General features: G+C 66.8%; 20 protein-coding genes. 6 read left to right on the plus strand and 14 right to left on the minus strand.

Annotation, left to right across the window (positions count from 1 at the left end; genetic code table 11):
• The 3 genes from A3AG_RS0113115 to A3AG_RS34710 all read right to left on the minus strand — a co-directional run.
• A partial coding sequence (locus tag A3AG_RS0113115) for an amino acid permease (protein WP_018005842.1) occupies window positions 1–602 on the minus strand: 602 nt, incomplete at its 3' end.
• A gap of 270 nt (window positions 603–872) precedes the next feature.
• Window positions 873–1967: a branched-chain amino acid aminotransferase gene (locus tag A3AG_RS0113120; protein ID WP_018005843.1), complete on the minus strand. Its 1095-nt coding sequence runs from the start codon at window positions 1965–1967 to the stop codon at window positions 873–875.
• A 156-nt stretch (window positions 1968–2123) separates the two neighbouring features.
• Window positions 2124–2258: a hypothetical protein gene (locus A3AG_RS34710; protein ID WP_018005844.1), complete on the minus strand. Its 135-nt coding sequence runs from the start codon at window positions 2256–2258 to the stop codon at window positions 2124–2126.
• A gap of 395 nt (window positions 2259–2653) precedes the next feature.
• Between A3AG_RS34710 and A3AG_RS0113130 the strand changes: the two genes are divergently transcribed.
• From A3AG_RS0113130 to A3AG_RS0113145, 4 genes are all read left to right on the plus strand, one after another.
• On the plus strand, window positions 2654–4021 hold the full coding sequence (locus A3AG_RS0113130; RefSeq protein ID WP_020384455.1) for a patatin-like phospholipase family protein: 1368 nt from the start codon (window positions 2654–2656) through the stop codon (window positions 4019–4021).
• Between the two features lie 188 nt (window positions 4022–4209).
• Window positions 4210–4689 (plus strand): carboxymuconolactone decarboxylase family protein, encoded by a 480-nt coding sequence (locus A3AG_RS0113135; RefSeq protein WP_018005846.1) that lies wholly within the window; start codon window positions 4210–4212, stop codon window positions 4687–4689.
• Between the two features lie 4 nt (window positions 4690–4693).
• Window positions 4694–5095, plus strand: a complete 402-nt coding sequence (locus A3AG_RS0113140; protein ID WP_018005847.1) for a cupin domain-containing protein — start codon at window positions 4694–4696, stop codon at window positions 5093–5095.
• A gap of 155 nt (window positions 5096–5250) precedes the next feature.
• Complete coding sequence (locus tag A3AG_RS0113145; protein ID WP_018005848.1) at window positions 5251–6459, plus strand: NAD(P)/FAD-dependent oxidoreductase; 1209 nt, start codon at window positions 5251–5253, stop codon at window positions 6457–6459.
• Window positions 6460–6558: 99 nt separating this feature from the next.
• On the opposite strand, the gene A3AG_RS0113150 is transcribed toward A3AG_RS0113145, so the two are convergent.
• On the minus strand, window positions 6559–11976 hold the full coding sequence (locus A3AG_RS0113150; RefSeq protein WP_240619842.1) for a trifunctional serine/threonine-protein kinase/ATP-binding protein/sensor histidine kinase: 5418 nt from the start codon (window positions 11974–11976) through the stop codon (window positions 6559–6561).
• Between the two features lie 494 nt (window positions 11977–12470).
• Complete coding sequence (locus A3AG_RS0113155; protein WP_026164160.1) at window positions 12471–13508, minus strand: LysR family transcriptional regulator; 1038 nt, start codon at window positions 13506–13508, stop codon at window positions 12471–12473.
• A 419-nt stretch (window positions 13509–13927) separates the two neighbouring features.
• Here A3AG_RS0113155 and A3AG_RS0113160 point away from each other — a divergent pair, with 419 nt between their 5' ends.
• Entirely contained in the window at window positions 13928–14272 is a 345-nt protein-coding gene (locus tag A3AG_RS0113160; protein WP_240619843.1) for a response regulator transcription factor, read from the plus strand.
• A gap of 52 nt (window positions 14273–14324) precedes the next feature.
• Here A3AG_RS0113160 and A3AG_RS0113165 read toward each other — a convergent pair whose 3' ends face one another.
• Window positions 14325–14999: a response regulator transcription factor gene (locus A3AG_RS0113165; RefSeq protein WP_018005852.1), complete on the minus strand. Its 675-nt coding sequence runs from the start codon at window positions 14997–14999 to the stop codon at window positions 14325–14327.
• 524 nt (window positions 15000–15523) lie between these two features.
• On the opposite strand from A3AG_RS0113165, the gene A3AG_RS0113170 reads away from it, so the two are divergent.
• A complete protein-coding gene (locus A3AG_RS0113170; protein WP_018005853.1) occupies window positions 15524–16051 on the plus strand; it encodes a lecithin retinol acyltransferase family protein in 528 nt (175 codons plus the stop codon).
• Window positions 16052–16184: 133 nt separating this feature from the next.
• Here the strand turns inward: A3AG_RS0113170 and A3AG_RS0113175 are convergent, their stop codons facing one another.
• The 8 genes from A3AG_RS0113175 to A3AG_RS0113215 all read right to left on the minus strand — a co-directional run bounded on the left by A3AG_RS0113175 (window position 16185) and on the right by A3AG_RS0113215 (window position 25070).
• On the minus strand, window positions 16185–17708 hold the full coding sequence (locus A3AG_RS0113175; protein WP_018005854.1) for an MFS transporter: 1524 nt from the start codon (window positions 17706–17708) through the stop codon (window positions 16185–16187).
• Between the two features lie 26 nt (window positions 17709–17734).
• Window positions 17735–18922, minus strand: coding sequence for an HlyD/EmrA/EmrK family protein (locus A3AG_RS0113180; protein WP_018005855.1), 1188 nt, complete (start codon window positions 18920–18922; stop codon window positions 17735–17737).
• Complete coding sequence (locus tag A3AG_RS0113185; RefSeq protein WP_051073516.1) at window positions 18919–20412, minus strand: efflux transporter outer membrane subunit; 1494 nt, start codon at window positions 20410–20412, stop codon at window positions 18919–18921. The genes A3AG_RS0113180 and A3AG_RS0113185 overlap by 4 nt, the downstream gene beginning before the upstream one ends.
• 388 nt (window positions 20413–20800) lie before the next feature.
• Window positions 20801–21256: a MarR family winged helix-turn-helix transcriptional regulator gene (locus A3AG_RS0113190; protein ID WP_018005857.1), complete on the minus strand. Its 456-nt coding sequence runs from the start codon at window positions 21254–21256 to the stop codon at window positions 20801–20803.
• Window positions 21257–21518: 262 nt separating this feature from the next.
• The gene (locus A3AG_RS0113200) at window positions 21519–22310 is read right to left on the minus strand and encodes a transporter substrate-binding domain-containing protein (RefSeq protein WP_018005859.1); all 792 of its coding nucleotides are present in this window, start codon (window positions 22308–22310) and stop codon (window positions 21519–21521) included.
• Between the two features lie 122 nt (window positions 22311–22432).
• Window positions 22433–23278, minus strand: coding sequence for a MipA/OmpV family protein (locus tag A3AG_RS0113205; RefSeq protein WP_018005860.1), 846 nt, complete (start codon window positions 23276–23278; stop codon window positions 22433–22435).
• A gap of 406 nt (window positions 23279–23684) precedes the next feature.
• Window positions 23685–24719: an endonuclease/exonuclease/phosphatase family protein gene (locus A3AG_RS0113210; RefSeq protein WP_018005861.1), complete on the minus strand. Its 1035-nt coding sequence runs from the start codon at window positions 24717–24719 to the stop codon at window positions 23685–23687.
• Between the two features lie 129 nt (window positions 24720–24848).
• On the minus strand, window positions 24849–25070 hold the full coding sequence (locus tag A3AG_RS0113215) for a DUF2798 domain-containing protein (RefSeq protein WP_018005862.1): 222 nt from the start codon (window positions 25068–25070) through the stop codon (window positions 24849–24851).
• Between the last annotated feature and the right edge of the window lie 82 nt (window positions 25071–25152).

A 25152-nucleotide genomic window follows, 5' to 3' on the forward strand; every position in this document is an offset into this window, starting at 1 on the left:
CCCACCGCGATAAACAGCAGCACCACGCCGATCTTCACCGCCACCATCAGGTTGTTGACGCGCGCGGACTCGCGCACGCCGTACGACACCACCCAGGTGATGGCCAGCATGATCAGGCACGCCGGCAGGTTCAGCACCGTCTGCACGCCGGGCACCGAGCCCGGCGCGGCACTCAGCGCCGCCGGCAGCTTCATGCCGAAGCCGGCCATCAGCGACTGGAAATAGCCCGACCAGCCCACCGACACCGCCGAGGTCGCCAGCCCGTATTCCAGCAGCAGGTCCCAGCCGATCATCCACGCGACGATCTCGCCCAGCGTGGCGTAGCTGTAGGTGTANATCGAGCCCGACACCGGGATCGCCGAGGCGAACTCCGCATAGCACAGCGCGGCAAAGCCGCACGCCAGCGCCGCGATCACGAACGACACCGTCAGCGCCGGCCCTGCGGTCAGCGCGCCGGTGCCGGTCAGCACGAAGATGCCGGTGCCGATGATGGCGCCGATGCCCATCAGCACCAGGTCGACCGGACCCAGCACTTTTTTCAGGGCGACGACGTGTCTCTGCGCCAGCATGGCGTCAATGTCCTTGGTGCGGAACAAGCTCATATAGGGATCTCCTGCATGGGTGGTGCCGCGCACTCGCCCGGCTGCGCGCCAGGGATGGCGGCGAGGCATGCGGTGCGCGGGCATCCGGGCAGCGTGCCGACGGATAGACGGCGCCGCTCGCCGGCACGCTGGTCGCGCGCCGGTCCCGGTCGTTTTTTTTGGGGACTGGCCCAGGCCGCCCAGGCGGCAGGGACAGACGTCAAGCCAGATCAACGCGGCGAGCGTTGCCCTCCGATTCCTTGCTCGCCGCCAAAGTCAATCACGCCGGTCTCAATCGACGTGATGCACCCATCCGAACGGGTCGGCGAGGCTGCCGCGCTGGATGCCGGTCAGCAAGGAGCGGAGCCGTTGCGTGACTTCGCCTTCGCCGCCGTTGCCGATGGTGAATTCCCCGCCAGCGTGACGCACCTGCCCGATGGCGGTGACCACCGCGGCGGTGCCGCAGGCAAACGTTTCCCTGACCCGGCCACTGGCTGCATCGGCACGCCACGACGCGAAGTCGTATGGCGTCTCGTCGACCGGAATGCCCTCGTGCCGCGCCAGTTCGATGATCGAAGCGCGGGTAATGCCCGGCAGGATGGTCCCTTTCAGGGGCGGCGTGCGCAGCGAGCCGTCATCCATCACGAAAAACACATTCATGCCGCCGAGCTCCTCGATCCAGCGGTGTTCCGCAGCGTCGAGGAACACCACCTGGTCGCAGCCCTTGGCCGCGGCCTCGGTCTGCGCGATCAGACTGGCCGCGTAATTGCCGCCGCATTTGGCGGCGCCGGTGCCACCGGAAGCCGCACGGGTGTATTGATCCGAGACCCAGACGGTCACCGCGGACTTGCCGGGCTTGAAATACGGGCCGACCGGACACGCGATCACGCAGAATACGAACTCGGCCGAGGCACGCACGCCGAGAAAATTCTCCGAGGCGAACATGAACGGGCGCAGGTAAAGGCTGCCCTGGCTGCCGGGAATCCAGGCGCGGTCAATATCGACGAGCGCTTCCACGGCCTGCACGAAGGTGGCCTCGGGCAGGTCCGCCATCGACATGCGGGCAGCGGAGGCGCGAAAACGCCTGGCGTTCTCCAGGGGGCGGAACAGCGAGATCTTGCCGCCCTCGCCACGGTATGCCTTCATGCCCTCGAAGATCTCCTGCGCGTAGTGCAGCACGGCGCAGGCGGGGTCGATCTGGAAAGGACGGCGGGCTTCGACCTTTGCGTCATGCCAGCCGCGACCGTCGGTCCAGCGGATCGTGACCATGTGGTCGGTGAACACCCGACCGAAGACGGGATTCTCGAGCCTGGCCGCGATCTGCTCGGCGGGGGTGAGGCCGGGATGGGGTTCCAGAACGAACTGCAGTGGATTTTCGGTGCTCATGCTTCAGGGCTCGGGGGATGTTGGGCCGTATGGCCTGGCCGCCGCGGCAGCGTTGCCGGGGCGGGTGCGCTGCAAGGGAGTATTGGGCAAAGGCGCGGCTTCGGGCGACCGACCGCGGCCTGGGCCGGATTCGATCCGGGACAACTGCCGCCGCGGTCAGGCCGCAGCGCTGTGCGCGCCACCGCGATATTGCGCCGATATGAAGGACGGCGCCTTGCCGGGGTTGCGGTTGTCGTCCAGCGTCTGGTACGCCGCGGCCTGGTGCAGCGTGGCGCCTGGGGTGGCATTCACGATGTCTGTCTCCGGATGCTTCTATTTGTTCGGAGCAGTGTATGAAGCGGCCGCTCGGCAGTAAATTGAAGAATTCCGACATCTGGTATCTGCAAAACGAATAGCAGGCGAGGGTCGTTGAGGCGCTGCTGGCCCGGGTCTTCAGGTCAGGGATCGTGCCGGCGATTCCCTCGGTGGCGAGGCAGGTGCCATGCCCGACGCGATGCCATATCATGCTGAGGCATCCGCCAGCGGATGCTTCCGGCAACGCATCTCCACCCTCCCAGCCTGCAACCTGCGCCACACCCAGCATGTCTCGTCACGATCCCTCTCTCAGCCGGAACAGCTGCCTGCCGGAGCCTCCGGGCCGGCCAGAAAGCGGGCGCGGCGCCTGTGGCAAGGCTTGCCGCGCCCTGATGGTGCTGGTGCTTGCCGGTGTCGGGGCCTGCGGCTCGCTTTCTCACAATGTCCCCCGCAACCTGCCCCAGGCGACGGCCGCCAGCGCAACCGTACCCTTGCGTGAACCGGTCGACGTGGCGGGGCCGACTACCATCGCCATGGCATTCTCGGGAGGTGGCACGCGGGCCGCGGCCTTCGCCTTCGGCGCGCTGCAGGGGCTTGATGCCATGAAAGCTCCCGGCGGCGCATCCCTGCTCGACGACGTTGCCTTCATCAGCAGCGTGTCCGGCGGCTCGCTCACCGCCGCCTACTACGGCCTGCACGGCAAGGACAGCCTGGCGACGTTCCGGTCGGTGCTGCTGAAAGACGGCGAGGCGCGGCTTCGCTTCAGCCTCCTGAATCCCTTCAACCTGGCGCGGCTCTTTGGCGGGGGGCTGAATAATCGGGAAGATCTGCGGGCCTGGCTGGACGAAGACGTGTTCAAGGGGGCCACCTATGCCGACATGTTCCGCCGCGGCAAGCCGCTGGTGTGGATCAACGCCACCAACGTCTATTACCGGGTCGCGTTTCCGTTCAGCCAGCTGGCCTTCGATGCGCTTTGCAGCGATCTCGCCAGCTTTCCCGTCTCCGAGGCCGTCGCGGCTTCGATGGCGGTGCCGCTGTTCTTCGCGCCCATCGTGCTGGAGAAGCATCCCCAGGCCTGCCGTGCGCCGCTGCCCAACCTGGATCACGCCGAGGCGCCGGGGCAATCGCTGCTGATCGGCGCATTGGCGGTTGCCGTTCGCGGCCACCGGGATCTGTCCAAGGGCAAGTACATCAAGCTGGTCGATGGCGGCGTCACCGACAACTACGGCCTGGCCACCATCTTTCAGTCGCGCCTGCTGCTGGGCACGGCCTACGGGCCCATGAGCGAGAACGACGCGATCAAGGTGCGGCGGCTGCTGTTTGTCGTGGTCGATGCCGGCCAGGGCCCGCGTGGCGACTGGAACCAGAGCCAGGTTGGCCCGTCGGGGATCGAGGTGGCAAACGCGTCCATCGACGCCGCCATGGCCACCAACGTGCGCATGAGCTATGACGCTTTCGTTCCCATGATGCGCCAGTGGCGCAACGACCTCGTCGCCTATCGCTGCGCCATGCCGTTTGCACGGCAGCAGGCGATCGCCGCAAGCCGTCCGGGCTGGCGCTGCGACGACGTCGAGTTCTTCGTCACGCGCATTGCCTTCGATGCCCTCGACCCGGTGCGTGCCGCAAGCCTGAACGAGCTGCCGACCCGGCTCCGGTTGCCCGAGAAGGATGTCGATCGCCTGATCGAGGCTGGCAGGGACGCCATCCTGGGCAACCCGGTGGTCCGCGAGTTCGAGCGCAAGGCCAACGCGGCGCGGTAGTCGCGCCGCCGGCTGATCCGATGCCGCCGCGTCGTGCCCGACGATTGGTGTCGGCGCGGTAACAGTGCGTGTACTGCTGCGGCACTACCGGCGCGCCCGGCCCACCGCTACGCTTCGTTCCAAGCGGTAACTGCCTGCCATCCGGCGCAGATCCGCCGGCCATCCCCGCCATCTCAGCAGGAGCGATCATGACGCAACGCCTCAACTACTTCCAGCAGTCTCCGGAGCTGTCCAAGAAGCTCATGGAGCTCAACAGCCTGTTTCCGAAAACGACGATCGAGCAGCACATCCGCGAGCTGGTCGAGATTCGCGCGTCGCAGCTCAACGGCTGCGCGTTCTGCGTCGACATGCACATCAAGATGGCGAGGATCCACGGCGAGCGCGAGCTGCGGCTGCATCACGTGGCGATCTGGCGCGAATCGACGCTGTTCTCGCCGCGCGAGCGCGCCGCGCTGGCCTGGACCGAGGCGCTGACGCAGCTGCCCGCGCAAGGGGTGCCGGACGATGTCTACGAGCGCGTGCGCACGCAGTATTCCGAGCAGGAACTGTCCGACCTGACGTTTCTGGTGGGCGCCATCAACACCTGGAACCGGCTCAACGTCGCCTTCCGCATGGTGCCGGGTTCCTCCGACAAGGCCTTCGGGCTGGACAAGGCCAACCTGGAGTAATGCCATGAAGCGGTCGATTGCCATGGCGGCAAGCCTGGCGTTGCTGATGTCGGCCCCGCTGGTCAACGCCGCGCCGCCGGAGGTGGTGGTCCAGTCGCTGACCACCAAGGCGCTGCCCGACTATGCGGGCAAGGAAGTGCAGATGATCACGGTGGAGTACCCGCCCGGCGGCTTCGACCCGGTGCACCGCCATGACGCGCATGCGTTCGTCTATGTGCTCGAAGGCAGCATTGTGATGGGCGTGAAGGGCGGCAAGGAAGTCACTCTGAAGGCGGGCGAGACCTTCTATGAAGCCCCGGACGATCTCCACACCGTTGGCCGCAATGCCAGCAAGACCCGGCCGGCAAAATTCGTCGTGTTCCTGCTCAAGAAGCAGGGAGCGCCGGTCTTTACGCCGGTGAACTAGCGCGGTCGTTCCCCCGGGCCGGTCACGGCCCGGTTCCCTGAATTTCGGACCCCCCGGATTCGCCGGTTTCGCGCCGCGCGGCGAGGCGTCATGCACGCTCGGCCGCCACGTTGTGCCGCCCGAACCCAGCAACAGCAAGAAGCGAGGTAACCATCATGAAACGTAGGATCCTGATCGTCGGCGGCGGCTTTGCCGGGCTGTGGACGGCGCTCGGCGCGGCGCGCGTCGTCGATAGGCAAGGCAAGGCTGCCGCGGATGTCGAGATCACGCTGGTTTCACCACGGCCGGAACTCCACATCCGTCCGCGGCTGCACGAGGCCCACCCGGAGCTGATGGCGGTGCCGTTCCTGCCGCTGCTGGATGCAGTCGGCGTCAGGTTCATCGAAGGCTCGGTCGAGCGCATCCATGTGGCGGACCATTGTGTCGAAATTAGGACGGCCGCTGGCAAGATTAGTACCGAAGGCTACGAGCGCCTGGTCCTGACCAGCGGTAGCCGCTTGTTCCGCCCGCCGCTGCCGGGTCTGGCCGAACACGCCTTCGCGGTAGACCAGTTGCACGAGGCGGTGGCGCTGCGCGAGCATCTGGAACGACTGCCGTCGCAACCCGAGGGCCCGCGGCGCAATACCTTTGTCGTGGTAGGCGGCGGCTTTACGGGACTGGAGGTTGCAACCGAGCTGCCGCAGCGGCTGCGTCCGATCCTCGGCGAGGGCGCGCGCCCGCGCATTGTCATCGTCGAGCGCGCCGATGCGATCGGACCCGATCTGGGCCCCGGCCCGCGCCCGCAGATCCTGCAGGCCTTGGCGCAGCTCGGCATTGAAACCCGCGTTGGCGCTGGCGTTGTCTCCGTGGATGCCACCGGCGTGGTGACCGCAACCGGAGAACGGATTGACGCGGACACCGTGATCTGGACCGGCGGCATGGTTGCCAGCGCCCTGACCGCGCAGGTATCGCCGCACCTCGACCGCCAGGGGCGCATGGAGGTGAGCGCAGACCTGCGTGTCACCGGCGCCAGCGATGTGTTCGGCGCCGGCGACGTGGTGCGGGCGCTGACCGACGACGACGGGCACTATTCGCTGATGTCGTGCCAGCACGCCCTGTACATGGGGCGGTTCGCCGGCCATAACGTGGCTGCGGACCTGCTGGGCCTGCCGACCATGGCGTACCGGCAGGATTTCTATGCCACCTGCCTCGACCTCGGCACATGGGGAGCGGTCTATACCGAAGGCTGGGATCGACGGGTCAGGCTGACGCACGCCGAAGGCAAGGAACGCAAGTTGCTGATCAATACCCAGTGGATCTATCCGCCACCCGCGGACCGCGAGCAGGCGCTCACAGCGGGCAATCCGGAGGTCACGTACGCCTGAGGCAGTCTGGCCGAGGCCGTGCCGACGCTTTGCCCTCGCGGGGCGTCGGCCCCTTGGTAATCCCGGTGTTATTCCGTGTTCCGGCGGCCCGGTGGCCCGTCACGATGCATCGGGCGGACACGCAGGCACGGTGAACCGGACCATCGCACCGTGTGGCACGCCATTGCCGATCGACAGCTCGCCGCCATGCGCATCGATGATCGAACGGCAGATCGACAGACCCATTCCCAGGCCCGCAGGTTTGGTGGTGTAGAAGGGCGCGCACGCCTGCTCAGCGCTCAGCGATGCAAAGCCCGGACCGGAATCGGACACCGTCACAAGCACGCCGCCGGCTTCGGCCTTGCTGGTGCCGATGCGCAGGTCCCGGGCGCCGTCGGTTTCGCTCATCGCCTCCAGCGCGTTGACGATCAGGTTCAGCAGCACTTGCTGCAGCTCGACGCGATCGCCTTCGATCCGGGCCAAGCCCTCGGCCAGCTGGACCTGGACCCGAGCGCGGCTCTTCGCGGCCTCGCCACGGGTCAGCTCGATCACCTCGTGGATGGCCTCGTTGATATCCACCGGTTCCTTGCGCGGCGGCGCCTTCCGCACCAGCTCGCGGATGCGCCGCAGCACATCGCCGGCGCGGTTGGTGTCCTTGATGATCCGTCCCAGCACCTGGCCGACCTCGTCCATGTCGGGCGGGTCGGCGCCCAGCCAGCGCAACGCTGCCTGCGCATTGGTCATGGTGGCGGCAATGGGCTGGTTCACTTCATGCGCGATCGAGGCCGTGAGCTGTCCCATGGTGGCTAGTCGGTTGGCGTGGGCCAGTGCGGTCTCCACGTCGCGGTAGCGCCGTTCGCTGTCGCGCACGCGCTCTTCCGCATGCTTGCGTTCAGTCAGGTCGAGCACGAACGCGACGCCTTCCCGGCGGTTGTCCGCGAACATCGCCAGGCCGACGATAACCGGCAGCCGGCTGCCATCCTTCCTGATGTACTCCTTTTCGAAAGGCAGGGCGCTGCCGGTGCGTACGGCGTGCGCCAGTGCCTGTTCGCTGTCGGCACGCAGTTCCGTGGGCGTCAGGTCGGTCCAGCGCACGCGCCCCGAGACCAGGTCCTCGCGTTCGTATCCGACCATGCGCAGGAATGCGTCGTTGGCTTCGATGATGTCGCCATCGGCGTTCCAGACGATGATGCCGATGATATTGGCGTCGACCAGGCGGCGGATCTTGGCTTCGCGCTCGGCCAGGTCACGGTACAGTCGCGCATTTTCCAGCGAGCTGGAGGCCTGGGAGACAACCAGCTTCAGTACCGCGATCCGGTCGGGGCTGAACACGCGCGCGGTCAGGTTGTTCTCCAGGTAGAGTGCGCCGGTAAGCTGCGCCTGGTTCATCAGGGGCATGCACAGCACGGACCGGGCGCGATGCTGGCCCACGTAGGGATCCGTGTCGAACGCAGGGTCCGATGCGGCATCGTCGAGAACGATACTCCGGCCCGTGCGCAGCACGTGGTACAGCACGGACTCCGGCAGCATCGCCGCGCTTACCGGCTCGTCGCGCAGTTGCACGCGGGACGCATCGTTGCCGGCGATGGCTTCCGCGGCGATCCGATGCCCGCCGCCGTCGGCCAGAATCAGCAGGCCGCGCTCGGCGCCGGCCTGCTCGATGGCGGTGCGCATGACCATGTCGATCAGCTTGTCGAGCACGATGTCGCCCGAGGCGGCCTGCGAAACCTTCAGCACGGTGGCAAGGTCGAGGTGCTCGACCGGCGTGGCCATGGTGCTGGTCGGGCCGGGTGCCGCTTCTTCGGTGCGCAGGTAGGGATGGCGCGCTTCGAGCTGCCTCACCTTGCCATCGGCGCCCCAGCGCAGGTAGGCGTAGCGGGCGTCCTGCAGGTACAGGCGGGCAATCTTCCCGAGGCCGCGCGCGGCGTAGAACCCGGCGGCAAGTTCGTTGGCGAGCGCCTCGCTGTGGAGGAAGCCGGCTTCCTGCGCCGCGTGAATGGCCTGTTCGTAAAGCTGTTCGGCTTCCACAACGCGGCCTTCGAGGCGGGCGATTTCGGCGGCGACCAGCGTGGCGCGGTCAGCGAAGTTCTCCGGACAATGCTGCGCCCAGAGGTCGAGCTCCCGGTGATGCGCGGCCAAGGCTTCCCGCAGCTGCGTCCGTTCGCTGTCCGACGCGAGGTCGCTCCACGCGGCAAGCACCAGCGCGCCATAGAAGTGATACTCGGCGTCCTCGAAGAACCCGCTCGAAGTCCAGAGCAGCGGTTGAGCCCTGGCGGCGGCCGCCATGGCGGACTCGAGGTCGCCGGCGAGATAGCGTGCCTGCAGTTTGCGCACCCAGTACCAGCATTCGGCCAGTGCCAGGCCGGGGCTGCCCGCCAGGTGGTCTTCGGTGGCAGCTTCGCCGCACGGGTCGTCATCCAGGCAGCCGAACCGTGTCGTCAGCCCGCGCAGCATGCGCACCAGGGCGAGTTGCGTGGTGATGAAGTCGATCACCAGGCCAAACCGCACCTTCAGCGCATAGGCAAGGCCGCGCTCGGCCTCGCGCTGGACCTCGGCCAGCGGCGCTCCGGCAAAGAGCAGGTCCGAGTTGAGGCTGTTGCCTACGTAAGCGCCATAAGGGAGGTCGCCGATCCGGTTCGCGGCGTCAAAGGCACGGCGCAGCAGGGCGCGGCAGGTTGACACCGGCTTCAGCCAGCGTGCGACAAAGATCGAGAAGCACAGAAAGGTCTTGGCCTCGAAGCGCCTGAGCCCGCGCCGGTCGACCAGTTCGCAGCCCAGCAGGCCAAAGCGGTATCCGGCCTGGTGATCCCCGAAGCGCCGGCCCGCGACACGGCCGACATTTGCATAGAGCATGCACGAGGCATCGCAGTTGCCCAGCTCGAGGCTCAGGCTGACCCCCTTGCAGATGGTCAGGCAGGCGAGGTTGGCATCAGTCTGCAAGGCGGGTGGGAACAGCTTGCTCAGTGCCTCGACGGTGACGAGCGCGTCGGCATCTTGCATCAGCGGCAGGTCCACCAGGTCCTCGATGGCCCGGTCGCCAAGCCCGGTCCAGATGCGCTGGTATTCGCGCCGCACGTCGGCATCGTCAGGGTGCGGTGACCAGTCGATGCCGACGTGCCGCAGGTAGGCCAGGCAAACCTCGACCGCGCGGGCGCTGCGGTCCTGCACCAGGTAGACGTCCAGCTGCAGGCACGTAACCAGCGCTTTCTCGGCCGTGGTCATGGCGCGCGCCGACAGCGCCGCCAGCCGTTCGTCGGCCATCGATAATTGCCCGGTCAGGAATTCGCATTCGGCCCGGTTAAGTTCCACGGCGAAGACCAGGTCGTGCCGGCGCTGCCAGCAATCGTCGTCGAGCAATCCGGCACTGCTGACCAGGTAAGTCAGGGCCGATGCATAGGCGGTGGCCGCCTTGGCCCGCTGGCCGGCGAGCAGGTTGAACTCGGCCAGCTGCTCGCGCTCGTCCCGTTCGGTGATCAATGCGGCGCCGCGATTGAGCTGGCCGGCAATCTCGAAGCTCGCCTCGGCGCGCCGCTCCGGCGCCGTTTGCGCGGCGAGCAGGCGCCCGATGCGCAAATGGGCCCGGGCGCGCGAGTCGACGGGGATCAGCGAGTAGGCGGCTTCATGGACCCGGTCATGGACAAAGGCGTAGGTGCCGTCCTGCCGCTCGACCAGTTCCTGGCGGACCGCCTCCCACAGCGCCACGCCGACCTGCGGCTGCGGCACGCCAAGCGCAGTCGAGAGCGCGCCGACGCCGGCGACGTTGCCCAGACAGGCGAGCTGCTGCAGCGCGTGCTGCGTGGTGGCCGGCAGGCGCGTCAGCTTGCCGGCCATCAGGTCCACGACGTTGTCGGTGTAGCCCTTGGCATGGATGCGGTCGGGATCCCAATGCCATTGCCGTACCTCGTGATCGAAGGCGAGCAACGCTTCGTCGACCAGAGCATGCAGGAACTGGATCACGAAGAAGGGATTGCCACCGGTCTTGTCGTGCACCAGTTGCGCCAGCGGCGCAATGCGTTCCGGCTCGGCGTGCAACGCTTCGAACAGGAGCTGGGTCACGTGCTCGCTGGCAAGCGGTGCCAGCGTGATGGCGTCGATCCGCACGCCGGCGTTGCGCAGGGCCTGGAGCCTGGCTTGCAGCGGATGCGCGCCGTCCACTTCATTGTCGCGGTAGGCACCGATCAGCATCAGGTGGCGCACCTCCGAACCGGTCAGCAGATCCTCGATCAGGTCGAGGGTGGCGGCGTCGAGCCACTGCAGATCGTCCAGGAACAGCGCAAGCGGGTGCTCAGGGCGGGCGAACACGCCGATAAAGCGCCGGAATACCAGCAGGAAGCGGCGTTGCGCCTGCTGTGGCTCGAGCACCGGCACCGGTGGCGGTTCACCGATGATCAGCTTCAGTTCGGGTATCAGCTCGGTCATGAGCCCGGCGTTGGGCTCGAGCGCATCGCGCAAGGCCGCGCGCCAGGCCGCCAGTTCCGCGTCTGGCTTGCCCAGCAGCGGCCGCACCAGGCTCTGGAAGGCCTGCACCAGCGTCGCATAGGGAATATCGCGCTTGTACTGGTCAAACTTGCCGGCTGCGAAGAGACCGCGTGGCGGCACCAGCACCTTGTGCAGTTCGTTGACGACCGACGATTTGCCGATGCCGGAATAGCCGGACACCAGCACCAGCTCCGGCACCCCCAGCTTGACCGTGCGTTCGAAGGCGGCCACCAGCGTGCCTACCTCGCGCCCCCGCCCGTAAAGCTTCTCTGGAATGAGCAGCCGGTCAGGTGCGCCGTGCGCGTCCAGAGGAAAGGGCTCGATGCTTTGCTGCCGGCGCCAGTGGTCCAGGCAATGCTGCAGGTCGCGCCCGACACCGGCGGCGGTCTGGTAGCGCTCCTCCGCGGTCTTGGCAAGCAGCTTCATCACGATGTCGGAGACCATGGCCGGGACGTTCGGCACCCGTGCCGCGGGCGGCATCGGCATGCGCGCGATATGGCAATGCAGCCATTCCATGGGATCCGTCGCCGAGAACGGCAGGCAGCCGGTCAGCATCTCGTACAGCGTCACCCCCAGCGCATAGAGGTCGCTGCGCGAGTCGATCGAGCGGTTCATCCGGCCGGTCTGCTCTGGCGCCATATAGGCCAGCGTGCCGGCAATGGTCTCGGGCGGTTCCGGTGTCTGGCGCTCGCGCGGCAGCCGCGAGGCAAGGCCGAACCCGGTCAGGCGCGCGTGGCCGTCGGCACAGTGCACCAGGATGTGGGCCGGCTTGAGGTCCTTGTGGATCAGGCCGCGCTGATGCAGCTTGCCCAGCGCCGCGGCGATGCCGATGGCAAGCGCCAGGGCCTCCGCCACATCCATCGGCTTGCCGAGCAGATGCGAAAGTGGCTCGCCGCCCGGGTCCTCCAGCACCAGCAGGGTGCGGCCGGCCTCTCGCACCATCCCGAGGGGACGCACCGACCACGCGCCGTCCAGTTCATCCTTCAGGTCCAGCTCGTGCGCAAGGCGGTCCAGCGTGGCAGGCGTGGCGTGCTCGGCCGCGGCGCGGGCGAGCAGCATGGGCTGGCCAGCACCGTCGAGCGGTTGCACGGAGCGGAAAAAAACGCGCTCGCCATCGTCCCACAAAGCCTGGCTCCATAAATCCTGGGACCACAAGGCCTGGGACCACAAGGCCTGTGACCACGAGGCCTGGGGGGTGCCAGCCGTCGGCGCCTGATCCATTTGCAGCTCCCGGTCTGCCGCACTGCCATCAGGCTGCCTCCCGACATGCGGCCGGAGACCATACGGGTCTGATTCAGCCTGGCCGGATACGCACCGGAAGCGAGTTACAACACGGCATCTTCTCGATCGACAACGCTGCCAATGCAGCATCCTGGAGAATACACCGCGGCGGTGGTGTCGGCACCGGTGGGTGACAGGCGGCGGGCTCCGGCCGCGAGCGCAGAGGCTTGCCGGGCACATGCATGCCGGGTCGCCTTCCGCGCGGGCGCAACGGTGGCGCAATTTGCCTGTCGGGACGCGTGTCGCGACGGCGACGGGCGGATCGGCGCGGCTCAGGCCGCCAGCATTTCCGCGGGGTTGCGGCCGGCGACGGCGTGGTACCCGCCCGCCTCGTCGCGATCGAGTGCGCGCATCTGTTCGGTCATGAAGTCGATGAAGACGCGGATGCGCGCAGGCAAATGCTGCCTGCACAGGTAGCAGATGTAGTGGGCACGGTCATCCGGCATATGTTGCGGCAATGCCTCGACCAGCACATGGCGTGCCAGGTGGCCGCGGACCTGGAATTCCGCCATCTGCGCCAGGCCACGGCCGTCCAGCATGGCCTGCAAAACCAGGTCCGCGTCGTTGAAGGTCAGCCTGGCGGCGGGCAGGTATTTGCGGACGCGCCCATCGACCTTGAACTCCCACTCCGAAACCGTGCCGCCGGCGTGGCGGAAGTTGATGCAGTCGTGCTCGCTCAGCGCTTCCAGCGTGGCCGGGAGTCCGCGCTGTTCGGCATAGGCACGAGACGCGCACAGCACCATCCGCGTCGTCATCAGCGGCCTGGCGATGATGTTCGAGTCTTCGATGCGGCCGCTACGGAACGCGACATCGATCTGGTCTCCGACAAAGTCGGCCGGCCGGTCGTTCAGCATCAGGTCGACCGCGATATCGGGGTAGGCCTGGGCAAACCGGGACAGCAACGGGGCGACCAGCTTGCGCCCGAACTCTACCGGAGCGCTGAGGCGCAGCAGGCCGCGAGGCGGTCCCTGGCGCAAGTCCAGCATGTCGTTCATTGCCTCGGCAAGATGCGCGACGCCGCGGTTGCAGTGCTCGAAGAACCTTTCGCCTTCGCGTGTCAGATGGGTGGACCGCGTGGTACGCGAGAACAGCCGCGTGCTCAGCTGCGTCTCCAGCTTTTGCACATTGCGGCAGACCGCCGAGCGTCCGATGCCCAGCCGCTCGCCGGCGCGCGCAAAGCTGCCCTCGGTAGCGACGGCCATGAACGCGATGATTCCCGCGTAGCTGGTCGAAAAGCAGGTGGACAGGGCGGGGGCGGGATCGTTCAACCCAACGCGAACGCCATGGTTCGAAATCGCCGCTTGCATCATTGCTGGCTCCCCTCGTTTTCAGGATGGCTTGCGAACGCAGGCTGCGAACGCTTTGCGCTTGAGAAAAGCGTAGGGCCGCGGGCCCGGCAAGACCATGCTACGCACCGGTGGCGCGGCTCCTACCTACGCTTCGATGCCTCATACCGAGGTATGAGGCCGCGCGTCCAGCCAGTGCGCAAGTGCCGCTTCCGCTGCATCGTGGTGTTCCCGCGGCGAGACCGGCGGGGAGTTATACGTTCGTATGATTTCCCGGCGCTGACCCGGGATTTAGGCTTCAAAGCGTAGGGCAAGGTAGCGCCGCAGTTACCATGGCACGCCACGTCGGAATTCGCTGATTCGCCAGCGGGCATTCGTCAGGTGGCGTGCGTCGCCGAACGTCGAGGGCCGCTCTTTTGTATTCCGCTCAAACAGTTTCGATCGTGGATGATGACGAGGGCGTCCGCCTCGCCACGGCCAGCCTGATACGCTCGCTTGGGCGGCCGACACGGATGTTTGCGTCCGCGGAAGAATATCTCGCATCGGGCTACATCGCCGAGACGTCATGCCTGGTTTCCGACGTGATGATGGCCGGCATGTCAGGGCTGGCGCTGCATGAGCGTATCCGCGCGCTTGGCTATGCGCCGCCGACCATCTTCATCACCGCGTTTCCGGGCCCCGACCTGGAGGCCAGGGCTCTGGCCAATGGGGCGCTCGCCGTACTGGAAAAGCCGGTGGATGCCGGCACCATCGCACACTGGCTGCACATCGCGCTGGACTCGGCATAGCGCTGCCAGGACACGGTGGAGGAAGGCACGCACCGCCGTCCTGTCGCGGGCCTCACCCGGCCTTGCGGAAACTCGGCTTCACGCCCAGCGCTTCGGACATCCGGACCAGTTCCGCAACGGATCGCGCCGCCATCTTCTTCATGACTTGCCCGCGGTGGATTTTCACCGTGATCTCGCTGAGATTCAGCTCGCCGGCAATCTGCTTGTTCATCAGGCCGGCAATCACGAACACCATCACTTCCCGTTCGCGCGGCGTCAGCGAGGCATAGGCCGTGCGCAGCACCGCGCTCGACTGTTCGGCAGCGAGCCGCTCGCCGTCGCGCGCCAGGGCATTGGCGACCGCATCGAGCATGTCCTGGTCGCGGAACGGCTTGGCGAGGAAATCGATGGCGCCCGCTTTCATGGCCTTGACCGTCATCGGGATGTCGCCATGCCCGGTCATGAAGACGATCGGCATGCGCAGGTCGCTCTTGGCGATCTGCTCCTGGAAAGCCAGTCCGCTTTCGCCGCGCAGCCTGACGTCCAGGACCAGGCAACTGGGGGCGTCTTCCTTTGGAAAAGCCAGGAACTCGTGGGACGAATCAAAGGTCTCCACCCGCAGCCCGATCGAGCGCAGCAGGCCGGCCAGAGCGAGCCGCATTGACTCGTCATCGTCCACGACATAGACCACGGGCTCGATGCGGCCGCTGGTTTTGTGGCCCGGAGTCGACTGCGACGACGAACTCATCTCGGTTTCCTTTCGTCGGCTGGCACCGGCAGTGGCTGGGTGGGGTGTAGGTATTCTAGGTGATTCGGACACGCCAAACGGCGTCGGATTCTGCCAGACGACCAGGCGGCAGGCCGTTCGCAGCGAGCCTGATAGGCCATCTCCTGCACCGGACGCGCGCGGGCCAGCAGGGAGTCGCGCCGGCGGCGCGGCCATCCGCTCCCGATCTTCCGCTGGCACGGCTGCGGATATATACCGCGGTATGAGCGTTCGACGCCAATGTAGGCCCCACGGCAGCCCTCCGTAGAATGGGTTTCACAAGACCGGAAACCTACCCTTGAATCAAAGACCGGTGCGATCGCAAGGCGTCCGCGCCGGCCGGAAGCCACACTGAAATCAACGCGGTGAAGCCCTTTCCCGGGGACGATGTCCCCCGGCGGGACGCCCTTTGCCCTGAATCGGGCACGCGCGGCAGCGCTCCGGTCAGTCCGTCATGAGCGCGCCGGGGGGACGGGAGTCACTGCAAAGCCAATTGGCGGCCCGCCATGGAAACACTGACCTTCGACTGGCTCGCAGCGTCGCCTCAGGCGGCCGGCGCAGCCTGCTCCATCGCCATCGGCGCGCATCTCGTGACCGAGCGCGACGGCTACGTCCACCATGGCATCTATGCCGGTGCGGGGCAGGTCATCCACTATGGCGGCTTCGACCGTTCCACCAGGCGCCGTCCCGTCGAGACCATTCCGTTGCCAGGCTTTGCCGCGGGCAAGGGGCTCAGGGTCCAGGCGCACGCGGATGCGGTCTACGTCGGCACGGCAGTAGTGGAGCGGGCCAGGTCGCGCCTGGGCGAAGACCGGTACCAGTTGCTGACCAACAACTGCGAGCACTTCTGCACGTGGTGCGTGTCAGGCGTCGGGCGCAGCGAGCAGGTACGCCAGTGCCTGCGCAACCCATGGCTGGGCATCCGCACGCTGCTTGCGCTGACGCGCGGGCACCTCCATGCGATCCGCGAGCGCGTCCTGCGCGTGCGGCGGTATCGCCAACGCAGCGCTCGCGCGAGCGCCGTCGCGCCGTGAGCCAGGGATTATCGGCCTGGCTTCTCCTCGCGCATCCGCATCTCTGGCATCCGCACCGGCGCGATCGCAATCGCCAAAGACGGTGCAAAGGCCAGCGCCATCGCGCGCCTGGCCCCCCTGGCGTCTGGCTCGTTTACCGGATCACCTTCTGCACCAGGCTCACCATGATCGCGAGCGCGGCCAAGGCCGCCAGGGCGCGGAAGTGGTCGAGATTGGCCAGCAGCGCCGACTGCTGCACCAGCACCTGTGCCAGCTGCGCCGTGGCGAGCTCGGCCGCGCGCAAGGGGTCCATCGAGGCAGAGAGCGCCGTGGTGTGGCGGGCAATGGCTTCCTGGAATGGCGGACTGCCGACATGCATGGCGCCATGCAGCGTGCTGTAGTGCAGCGTCGTCAGCCATTGCTGGCCGACCGTGGCAACGGTCACGCCCAGCGCGGTCCCTATCTGGCCCAGCATGTTCTTGGTCTGCTGCGCATTGGAAAACACCGACTCATCCTGCGCGACGCCGTTGAAGGTCTGCATGGCGGTGACCGGGACCAGGGTCATGATGAACATCCCGTAGAGCGCAAGCGCGGGCAGCACGTCGCCCCACAGGTCAGGCGACGGCGGGATGCGGCTGATCAGCCAGGAGGAAGCCGCCAGCGCCAGGAAGCCTGCGACAAAATACTTGCGCGGGCTGGGCCAGCGCGGCAGCAGGCGCGACATCGTCAGCCAGGTGGCGACCCCCGCGGCCAGGCCAAGCGTGTAAAACAGGCCGGTGGTGGACCATGAATGCCCCAGCGAGCGCTGCAGCATGATCGGCAGCAGGTAGCCGTTCGCGCCCAGGGTGAAGTAGCAGAATGTAAAGAGCGTCAGCCCGCTCAGATAGCGCGGCTCGACCAGGCTGCGCAGCTTCAGCAAGGGCCGTGCGCTGCGTGATTCGCTCCAGGCAAAGGCCAGCAGCGCGCCGGCACCCGTGATCGCGCCCGCGGCGAGCCATAGCTGGTCGGCATGGAAGTCGTAGTAAGAGCGCTGCAAGACATAAAGCACCAGGAAGCTGCCGGTCGCCAGTGCGGCCAGCCGCAGCGGGTGTGCGTCGGAGCGTTGCGCCGGTGCCACCGTGGCATCGGGCAGTACGCGGGTGGCTGGAAGCAGCGCCAGCGCCGCCGCAGCGGCCAGCCAGAAGATCATCGGCCAGCGATCCGCGGTGACGATGGCCGAGGCCAGCCACGGCGCGATGGCCATGCCGGTGCAGACCCCGGTGGCGAGTGCCTTGATGCCGAGAAAGCGCGCGGGGCCCGGCGGAATCAGGTTCACCGCCAGCCGCGACGAAGTGACCATGCCCGCGCAACCCAGCGCCATCACCATGCGGCCGACCAGGAAGGCCGGATAGCTGCCGGAAATTGCGCACAGGACCGCACCGAGCGCCGCCGCGCCGAGCGCCGCGCGCACATAGCCGCGCCATCCCATGCGCTCCACCAGCCAGCGCTGCATCGCGATCATCACCACCGCGACACTGGCGTAGGCCGCGGCAACGGTGCTGTACTCCTCGGGACTGGCGCCGATTTCACCCATGATCGGCGCGGCGGCAAAGGCCACCATGCCGTTCTGGAGGAAGTCGATCAGGGTCAGTGCGCCGATCGTCATCAGCAGCAGTCGTGGGGGCTTGGCGGGCTTCATGGCGTCGTCTCCGGGATGCGGCCGGCTTACAGGTTGGCGGCGACAATGCTGCGCACCAGTTCGTCGGCACGCGCAAGCTCGTCGGCGAACACCGTGGTGCGGTAGTTCTCGCTCGCCGCGTCGCCGGCGACCAGCCGCTTGCCGTTGCGGCCGCGCGTATCGATCGTGACCTGCATCGACAGGCCGATCTGCAACGGGTTGGCAGCCACTTCGGCGGCGGTCAGCGCGATGCGCACGGGCACGCGCTGCACCACCTTGATCCAGTTGCCGGTGGCGTTCTGCGCCGGCAACAGCGCAAAGGCGCTGCCGGTGCCGGCGTCCTGGCCGACGACGCGACCGTGGTACACCACGCGGTCGCCGTACAGGTCGGTGGTCAGCGTAACCGGCTGGCCCAGGCGTACGTCGCGCAGCTGGGACTCTTTCAGGTTTGCGGTGACCCATAGATGGTCCAGGGGCACCACCGACATCAACGGCACGCCCGCGCTGACGCGCTGCCCGACCTGGACCGAGCGCTTGGTGACCACACCGCCGGTGGGCGCGGGAATGCGCGTGCGCGACAGCGCGATGCTGGCATTGCGCACCTGCGCGGCGGCTGCCTGCACCTCCGGGTGCGAGTCCACCGAGGTGCGCTCGACCAGCGCCTGGTTGCGCTTGAGCTGCTCGGAGGCCATGGCCAGCGACGCCCTGGCGGTGCGCACGGCCTGTCTGGCATGGATCAGCTCTTCACCGGAAATCGCGCCGCTGGCGGAGAGGGCCGAGCGGCGCTCCAGGTCTTCCTGCGCGCGTGCCAGATCCACCGAGCGCAGCTCCACGTTGGCACGGTCCTGGCCCGCGGCGGCGAACTGCCCGCGCACCTGACGCACGGTGCGCGCCAGCTGCGCCTGCGCCGCGGACAGCGCGAGCTGCGCATCGACGCCATTGAGCTCGACCAGGGTCTTGCCGGATTCGACGAGATCGGTGTTGTCGGCGAGGATCGCCGTGACCACGCCTCCCACCTGCGACGTCACCTGCACCACATTGCCTTCGACATAGGCGTTTTCGGTCGATACCTGGTGGCGTCCGTATTGCACCCAAAAGGCGGCCGCAGCGGCCAGGCCGACGGCGACGAGGGTCGCGGCAACGATGCGGCGGCCGCGCTGCCGGCGTGGCAGGAGCGGTGGGGGCGGATCGGCCGGACGGGCGTTGGCGGGATGCGGTTGGCTGGCGGCGGTCATGATGCGTTCCTTGCAGAAGGGGGCGTGGCCGGCGCGACCCCGGCTGCGGGCCGCGCGGCAGTGTCGTATCCGCCGCCAAGGGCGCGGATCAGTTCGAGATGCAGCGAGCGCTGCTGGGTTTCCAGGTCGATCAGCAGTTGCTTCTGCTGCAGCACCTGGCCTTCGGCCGACAGCACCTGCAGGTAGTTGCCGACGCCGCTGCGGTAGCGTGCCACCGCGAGGTCATAGGCTTCCTGGGTCAGTTGCAGCGCCTGGTGCTGTTCGCCCGCGCGCTCGGCATGCCAGCGCAGCGACACCAGCTGGTTGACCACGTCGTGCAGTGCCGTGACCAGCGCGGCGTTGTACTGCTCGACCGCGGCGTCGTGCTCGGCCTGCCTCGCGCCAAGGTTGGCGCGCAGGCGGCCACCGTCGAAGATCGGCAACGAGAGCGCCGGGCCGATGCCGAAGGTGCGGCTGCCGGCGAGCAGGAAGTCCGACAGGCTCAGGCTCTGCAGGCCCGCAAAGGCGGTCAGGCTGATGTTGGGATAGAACTGGGCCTTGGCCGCCTTGATGTCTTTGCGGGCAGCTTCGACCCGCCATCGCAGCGCCACCACGTCGGGACGGCGTCCGATCAGCTCGGCCGGCAGGGAAGCCGGCAAGGTCGTGACGAAGCTGTCGCGAAGCTGCGGGCGGCGCACCCCGGCACCGGCGTCCGGCCCGTTGCCCGCCAGCGCAGCCAACTGGTTCTGCGTCAGCGCAATGACCTCGTTGATGGCGGCCAGGCGTTCGCGCGTTGCCGGCAGTGCCGACTCCGCCTGCTTCATGTCGAGCCGCGAGTCGAGCTGTGCGGCGACGCGCTGGCGCGTGAGCGAGAGTGTGTTCTGGCGCTGGCGATAAGTCTGCTCGGCCAGTTCGCGCTGCGCGTAGGCGGCGTCGAGCCTGAGGTAGGTGCGGACCACGGACGTGGTGAGCACCAGTTCGGCGGCGTGGTAGTCGACTTCGGCGGCGCGGGCGCGATCGAGCGCGGCGTCGAACGTCGCCTGGTTCTTGCCCCAGAAATCCAGCTCATAGCCGAGGCCGAACTGCACTTCGCTGTTCCAGCGCCAGCTGCCTGCCAGCGGCGGCGGCACCGCGCCGTTCTCGCTGAAGCGCTGGCGCGTTGCCCTGGCGCCCAGGTTGGCCTGCGGGTACAGCGCGGCTTCCGCGCTGCCTGCCAGCGCCTCAGCCTGGCGCACGCGCGCCGCGGCAACACGCAACGACGGCTGCCCGGCCAGCGCTGCCGCCACCAGGGTATCGAGTTGCGGGTCGCCGAAGCGCTTCCACCACGCCAGCTCGGGCCATGCCGCCGGCGACACGGGCGTGGCGCCGAGCGACGCAGTCGCGGCAAGGCGGTTGGCATCGTCAAGGCTGGCTTGCGTGTGCAGCCCCTTCATGCTGGCGCAACTTGCCAGCAGAAGCGTAGCGCCAAGTACGCCAAGGTACCGCAAGAGCCCGCCGGCAAGCGCCCGCATCGGCGCAGATCGATGCCGGGCAACAGGCCTGCGAAAGAGAGCCGCCAGGCGGCTTGCGTGGGGAGTGTTCACGATGGACTCGACAGGGAAGAACTGGATGAGCAGCTCGCAGGCCGCGATTGCGTACCGCATGCACTCCGGCGACAGACCGCTGTGGCCACCGGGCACCGAGCCATGAGACAAGGGTAGGGGGCGAGCGGCGTCATGCCCATGCTACGGACGGGTTGCGCTGCCCCTACGTAGGCTGCGTGCGCTCATACGCTGGTATTAGCCGCGCTGGGATCTCGCCACATTCATGGACTGGCGCATCGGAAACCATCGTTGCGTCTTCGATAAAACTGCTTAGGCTAAATTTGCCTAGGCAGATAAATGGGCAAAAAAATCCCGCTCACGCTTCGGCCGTGTTGGCGAGGATGCGATGGAGCAGGCCACGCAGTGCCTCGGCATCGTCTTCACTGAAGCCGGCCAGCATGCGGCGAAACGCGGATTGCGTGCCCTGCCTTGCCTGCGGGAAGACCGCCTTGCCTTGCTCGGTGAGCTCGACAAGATAGCTGCGCCGGTCCGCCGGATTTTCCACCCGGCGGATGATGCCCTTGGCTTCGATACGATCCAGCAGGCGTGTCATTGCGCCTGAATCGTAGCCGAGCAATTTGCAGAATTCGCTCAGCGTACGGCCCTTGCCAGACACGATGCTGTTCAGCACCACGAACTGCGCTGCGGTAATTTGCAGCGGCGACAGTTCGCGCTCGATGCCCGCGAGCAAATGATTGCGGACTTCGGTGACGAGGTAGCCCAGTTCCCCGGAACTCAACTCCGCGATGACCGAACGCTTCTTTGCTTGCATGGCAACTCCCTGGTTCAGGCGAATATAGCTGCCTGGGCAGATATTGTCAACGCTGAATTTGGCGCATCGGGCTTTCGACAGTGTTTGGTCGCCCAGGTTTCAGCGCTTCGCCACGTGAACCCCGGCGACATTCGCGACCAGCCTGATGCCGGCCTGGCGGATCGATGCGGCACGTTCCGGACCGTCATTGCGCGCGCCATTCGGGACGGCATCGGTCATCAAGAAGACGTCGAGAGCTCCAGGTGCTATGACCTGCGCAACGCTACTTCCCCAGCCAGGCCGCACGGCGCGCATCGAATTCCCCTCCGGCCCTGGCCAGGTGCAGCCATTGGTCGACATACCGCTTGAACACCTCGTCGCCATTGGGCAGCAGATAGCCCATTTCGGCGTACTGCAGCGGCTTGTCGGGATTGACCGCGCACAGCTCGGGATGGGCCTTGCTCTGGACGATGGCTTCGGCGGCCTCGGTAACGAAGACGTCAGCGTTGCCCCGGATCACCTCGTCGAAAATCGTCAGGTTGTCCTTGTGCATGGTCAGCCTGGCCTGGGACAGGTGGGTGCGGGCGAAGCGCTCGTTGCTGCCGCCGGGATTGGCGATAACGCGCACGCCGGGGCGGTTGATGGCCTCCACGGTCTGGAAGCGCTGCACATTTTCGCAGCGCGTGAGCGGCGTCTTGCCATTGACCATGTAGGGCGCGCTGAAATAGGCCTGCTTCTGGCGTTCCAGCGACACCGAGATGCCACCGGCGCCGATATCGCACTTGCCGCCGACGAAGTCCGGCATCAGCGAGGCCCAGCTGGTCTTGACGAATTGCGGTCTGGCGCCGAGCGAGCTGGCCAGCGACGTCATCAGGTCCACGTCGAGCCCTTCGTACTGGCCTTCCGACTTCATGAAGCTGAAGGGCTTGTAGTCGCCCGGCGTGCACACGCGCAGCACGCCCGATTGCGCGACACGGGTCATTGTGGGCGACAGCCCGGCGGCCGGCGTGGCCGGTTGCGAGAATGCGGGGGCGGCGCACAGCAGGGCAATGGCGCTGACGATCGTCCTTGTCATTGGCATCTTCTTTTTCTCGGTAATGGGTTCGGGAATGTGGCCAGGGCGGCATGCGGAAATATATCGCATGCGCCTGCCCCGGCGCAGGTCTCGCGCCGATATGCAATGAGCCGGCCGCGGCCTTATTCCCGGCTTGGCACGTAGGTCGACGACTGACCGAAGATCCAGCTCAGTGCCAGTCCGGCGGCCAGGGCGTCTTTCTGGCGCACCAGCGGGCTGTTCTCGAAGGTGGCGCCGTCGAGCCGGTCGTAGCGGACGAAGGCACCGAACCAGACATGGCGAAAGCGCTTGGACAGCGAAGCCAGCGCCATGCTGCCGGAATAGCCGCCGCGCGCGGCGTAGGCCGGGCGCGCCGCGGTCGCGAATTGCGCTTCGACGGAATAGAAATACTGGTTGTAGCGCGCGGTCGAGAGCAGCGGCCCCGCCATCAGGCCCAGGTTCCAGCCGGGCAGGCCGCCGACGTTGGCAACGTCGAGATTCAGGTTCGGCGAAAAGATCCAGCCGATCGCCCTGGGCGACGACTCGACGGTCACGGCCAGCCGTACGGGCAGCCGCAGGTCCAGCCTGGTGCGGTCCTCGGCGGAATGCCAGAGCGTGATCGCCAGCGAAGGCCCGATTTCCACGGCGGTCTTGAGATCCGGCATGCCGCGGCGGGTTTCATCCTGGCTGCTGTTGACGGGGAGCGAGATGCCGAGGCTGATATTGGCCTCGAGGCGGTCGCTGTCGAACAGCTTGCCGCGCACCCCGTTGCGGTCCGCGCGCAGGTGCTCGCCGCGGTAGACAAAGTAGGGGACCGGAAACAGCAGGTTGGCGCGCGAGTCCGAGCCGCGGTAGTGCGGCAGGGTGATGCCGCCGAGCCCAAGCCCGGCTTCCCACAACGGCCGTTCGATGGCATCGAAATCCTGCGCCCAGCAGGTCGTTGCGAGGGCCGCGGCAAGCGCCGGGAGTGCGCGGTAGCGCTTGCGCAAGCTCTTTTCTGGCAAGGCATGCCGGGGTCGGCTGGCGCAATGCCCGGTTCGCATGGCGTGGCTCCGGAGAACTTTGGTGGAATTGCGAGGGAAAACCGAGCAGGACGAAAACCAGGGGCCAGTATAACCAGAGTGGGCGGTTGCGCGGGTCGCTTTCAGCCTCGGTATTTCTCCCACATCTCGCGCAAGATCGGCTCCGGCGGTACACGGCCGCCTCGAATGGTGCCAGGCCGATCCGCGCCACCACGTCGAAGAAGCGCTCGGCATCGCTGTCGCGGTGCGCGAGGTAGGTGCCGATCAGCTTCTCGATCACGTCCGGCAGCTGTTCCTGCGCGAACGACGTGCCGATGATGGGCCTACCGCCGCGCCGTCTAGCGGCCCGGGGATCGCCGCAGGCGTGCCCGCGTCATTCCAGCTCGTCCCTGATGGGGCGATGCTTGAACACCGCGCGGATGATGCCGTGGTCGTTGGTGCCTAGCCCCTTGTGGTCGCTGAAGTTCAGGTGGTCGTTGTTGACGATGAGGCCGTCGAACAGCCAGCGGCGGCGACGGCTGTTGTCGTAGAGTTGCTCGCTGACCAGGATATGGTCGAGCGATTCGCGAAAGTCCTGGAACACATGGGTGTAGTAGACATCGCGCGTGTCGCGGTATTCCTGCAGCGTCTGCGCCGTGTACAGGGCGATGTCGCCGCCGCCGACCGAGTCGCCGACCAGGTAGGCCGGCTGTTCGGTCAGGATATTGGCGGTGTTGCTCAGCTGCCCGTCGTTGATATCGCCCATGACCACCACCGCGGTATTGTTGCCCTTCATGCGGTTGGTCAGGATAAAGCGCAGCGCCGCAGCTTCGGCGGTGCGGCGGATGGTCGACAGCGCGGCGCCGATGGCCTTTGCATGCCGGGAATAGATTTCCTTTTCATACCAGGCTTCGCCATCGATGCGGGTCGGCTGCTTCGACTTGAGATGGCACACATACATCTGCATGGCGGGCTCGTCCTCGCGCGGCCGGATGGCGAAATGCAGCACCGGCCGGGAAAAGCCGCGAATATTGACGCCGATCTGCGGGGTTTGCGGGTCGTCTCCCTTTGCCTTGAGCACAAAGTCCTCGGGGAAATCGGCGATCCATTCGGACTCGCCCGCCAGCAGCCCGCGGCGCACAATGGCGGCACAGACGATGCCCTTGCCATTGGCATTGTCGGGCACCACCACGTCGTAGTCGGCGGCAAGCCCTGCGGCCTCGACCGCGGCGGACAGCGCCTCGCCATGCCATAGCTCCTGGAAGCCGACCACGTCGGCATCGATCAGCTTGAGCTGGTTTGCGGTCCAGGCGATCTTGCGTTCGTATTCCTGTTCGCTCCAGCCGTTGCTGTCGGTATAGAGCGGCAGGCCCGGCAGGTTTAGGTTGTACAGGTTGAAGGTGGCGATGCTGAGGGTCTTCAGGTCCACGGCGAACTCCTTTTCCAGGGGTGGGCGAATCGCCCGTGGAGTTCAGCAAGCCGGAGACCCGCTGTCTATCTCGCTTTTGTGACAATCGCGCAATCCGGTGCCGGCGCGGTGCCGGCGCGGTGCCGGAAATCAACGGACCCAGCGCTCGACCTGCGCCTGCAGACGCGGCCCGACCACGAGGATGGCCGGAATGACGATCACATAGCCGACGCCCCACGAGCGCAGCCAGGTCAGCACAAAGGCGTCGGTGAACCCGATATTGAGGGCGAGCAGGGCGAACGAGATGATCCCCGTGGTCACCACGCCCATCGACAGCGCGAAGGCGATTTTCCGTTTCAGTTCTACGTTCATGGCAAATGTCCTGTCATAAGAGTTCTGGGCGGCAGGTTTTCCGGAGCCCCGCGCGCGCGGCGCATATGGCGCAGCCGGGCGG

This window comes from Cupriavidus neocaledonicus (genome assembly GCF_000372525.1).
GTDB lineage: Bacteria > Pseudomonadota > Gammaproteobacteria > Burkholderiales > Burkholderiaceae > Cupriavidus > Cupriavidus neocaledonicus.

What these genes read in the sequence shown, in the direction of transcription:
- A3AG_RS0113155 (WP_026164160.1), bottom strand. Translation starts at nt 13,508, where the DNA reads ATGATGCAAGCGGCGATTTCGAACCATGGCGTTCGCGTTGGGTTGAAC.
- A3AG_RS0113215 (WP_018005862.1), bottom strand. Translation starts at nt 25,070, where the DNA reads ATGAACGTAGAACTGAAACGGAAAATCGCCTTCGCGCTGTCGATGGGC.
- A3AG_RS0113200 (WP_018005859.1), bottom strand. Translation starts at nt 22,310, where the DNA reads ATGACAAGGACGATCGTCAGCGCCATTGCCCTGCTGTGCGCCGCCCCC.
- A3AG_RS0113185 (WP_051073516.1), bottom strand. Translation starts at nt 20,412, where the DNA reads ATGCGGGCGCTTGCCGGCGGGCTCTTGCGGTACCTTGGCGTACTTGGC.
- A3AG_RS0113175 (WP_018005854.1), bottom strand. Translation starts at nt 17,708, where the DNA reads ATGAAGCCCGCCAAGCCCCCACGACTGCTGCTGATGACGATCGGCGCA.
- A3AG_RS0113120 (WP_018005843.1), bottom strand. Translation starts at nt 1,967, where the DNA reads ATGAGCACCGAAAATCCACTGCAGTTCGTTCTGGAACCCCATCCCGGC.
- A3AG_RS0113135 (WP_018005846.1), top strand. Translation starts at nt 4,210, where the DNA reads ATGACGCAACGCCTCAACTACTTCCAGCAGTCTCCGGAGCTGTCCAAG.
- A3AG_RS0113145 (WP_018005848.1), top strand. Translation starts at nt 5,251, where the DNA reads ATGAAACGTAGGATCCTGATCGTCGGCGGCGGCTTTGCCGGGCTGTGG.
- A3AG_RS0113165 (WP_018005852.1), bottom strand. Translation starts at nt 14,999, where the DNA reads ATGAGTTCGTCGTCGCAGTCGACTCCGGGCCACAAAACCAGCGGCCGC.
- A3AG_RS0113130 (WP_020384455.1), top strand. Translation starts at nt 2,654, where the DNA reads ATGGTGCTGGTGCTTGCCGGTGTCGGGGCCTGCGGCTCGCTTTCTCAC.
- A3AG_RS0113140 (WP_018005847.1), top strand. Translation starts at nt 4,694, where the DNA reads ATGAAGCGGTCGATTGCCATGGCGGCAAGCCTGGCGTTGCTGATGTCG.
- A3AG_RS0113170 (WP_018005853.1), top strand. Translation starts at nt 15,524, where the DNA reads ATGGAAACACTGACCTTCGACTGGCTCGCAGCGTCGCCTCAGGCGGCC.
- A3AG_RS0113190 (WP_018005857.1), bottom strand. Translation starts at nt 21,256, where the DNA reads ATGCAAGCAAAGAAGCGTTCGGTCATCGCGGAGTTGAGTTCCGGGGAA.
- A3AG_RS0113150 (WP_240619842.1), bottom strand. Translation starts at nt 11,976, where the DNA reads ATGCTGCTCGCCCGCGCCGCGGCCGAGCACGCCACGCCTGCCACGCTG.
- A3AG_RS0113180 (WP_018005855.1), bottom strand. Translation starts at nt 18,922, where the DNA reads ATGACCGCCGCCAGCCAACCGCATCCCGCCAACGCCCGTCCGGCCGAT.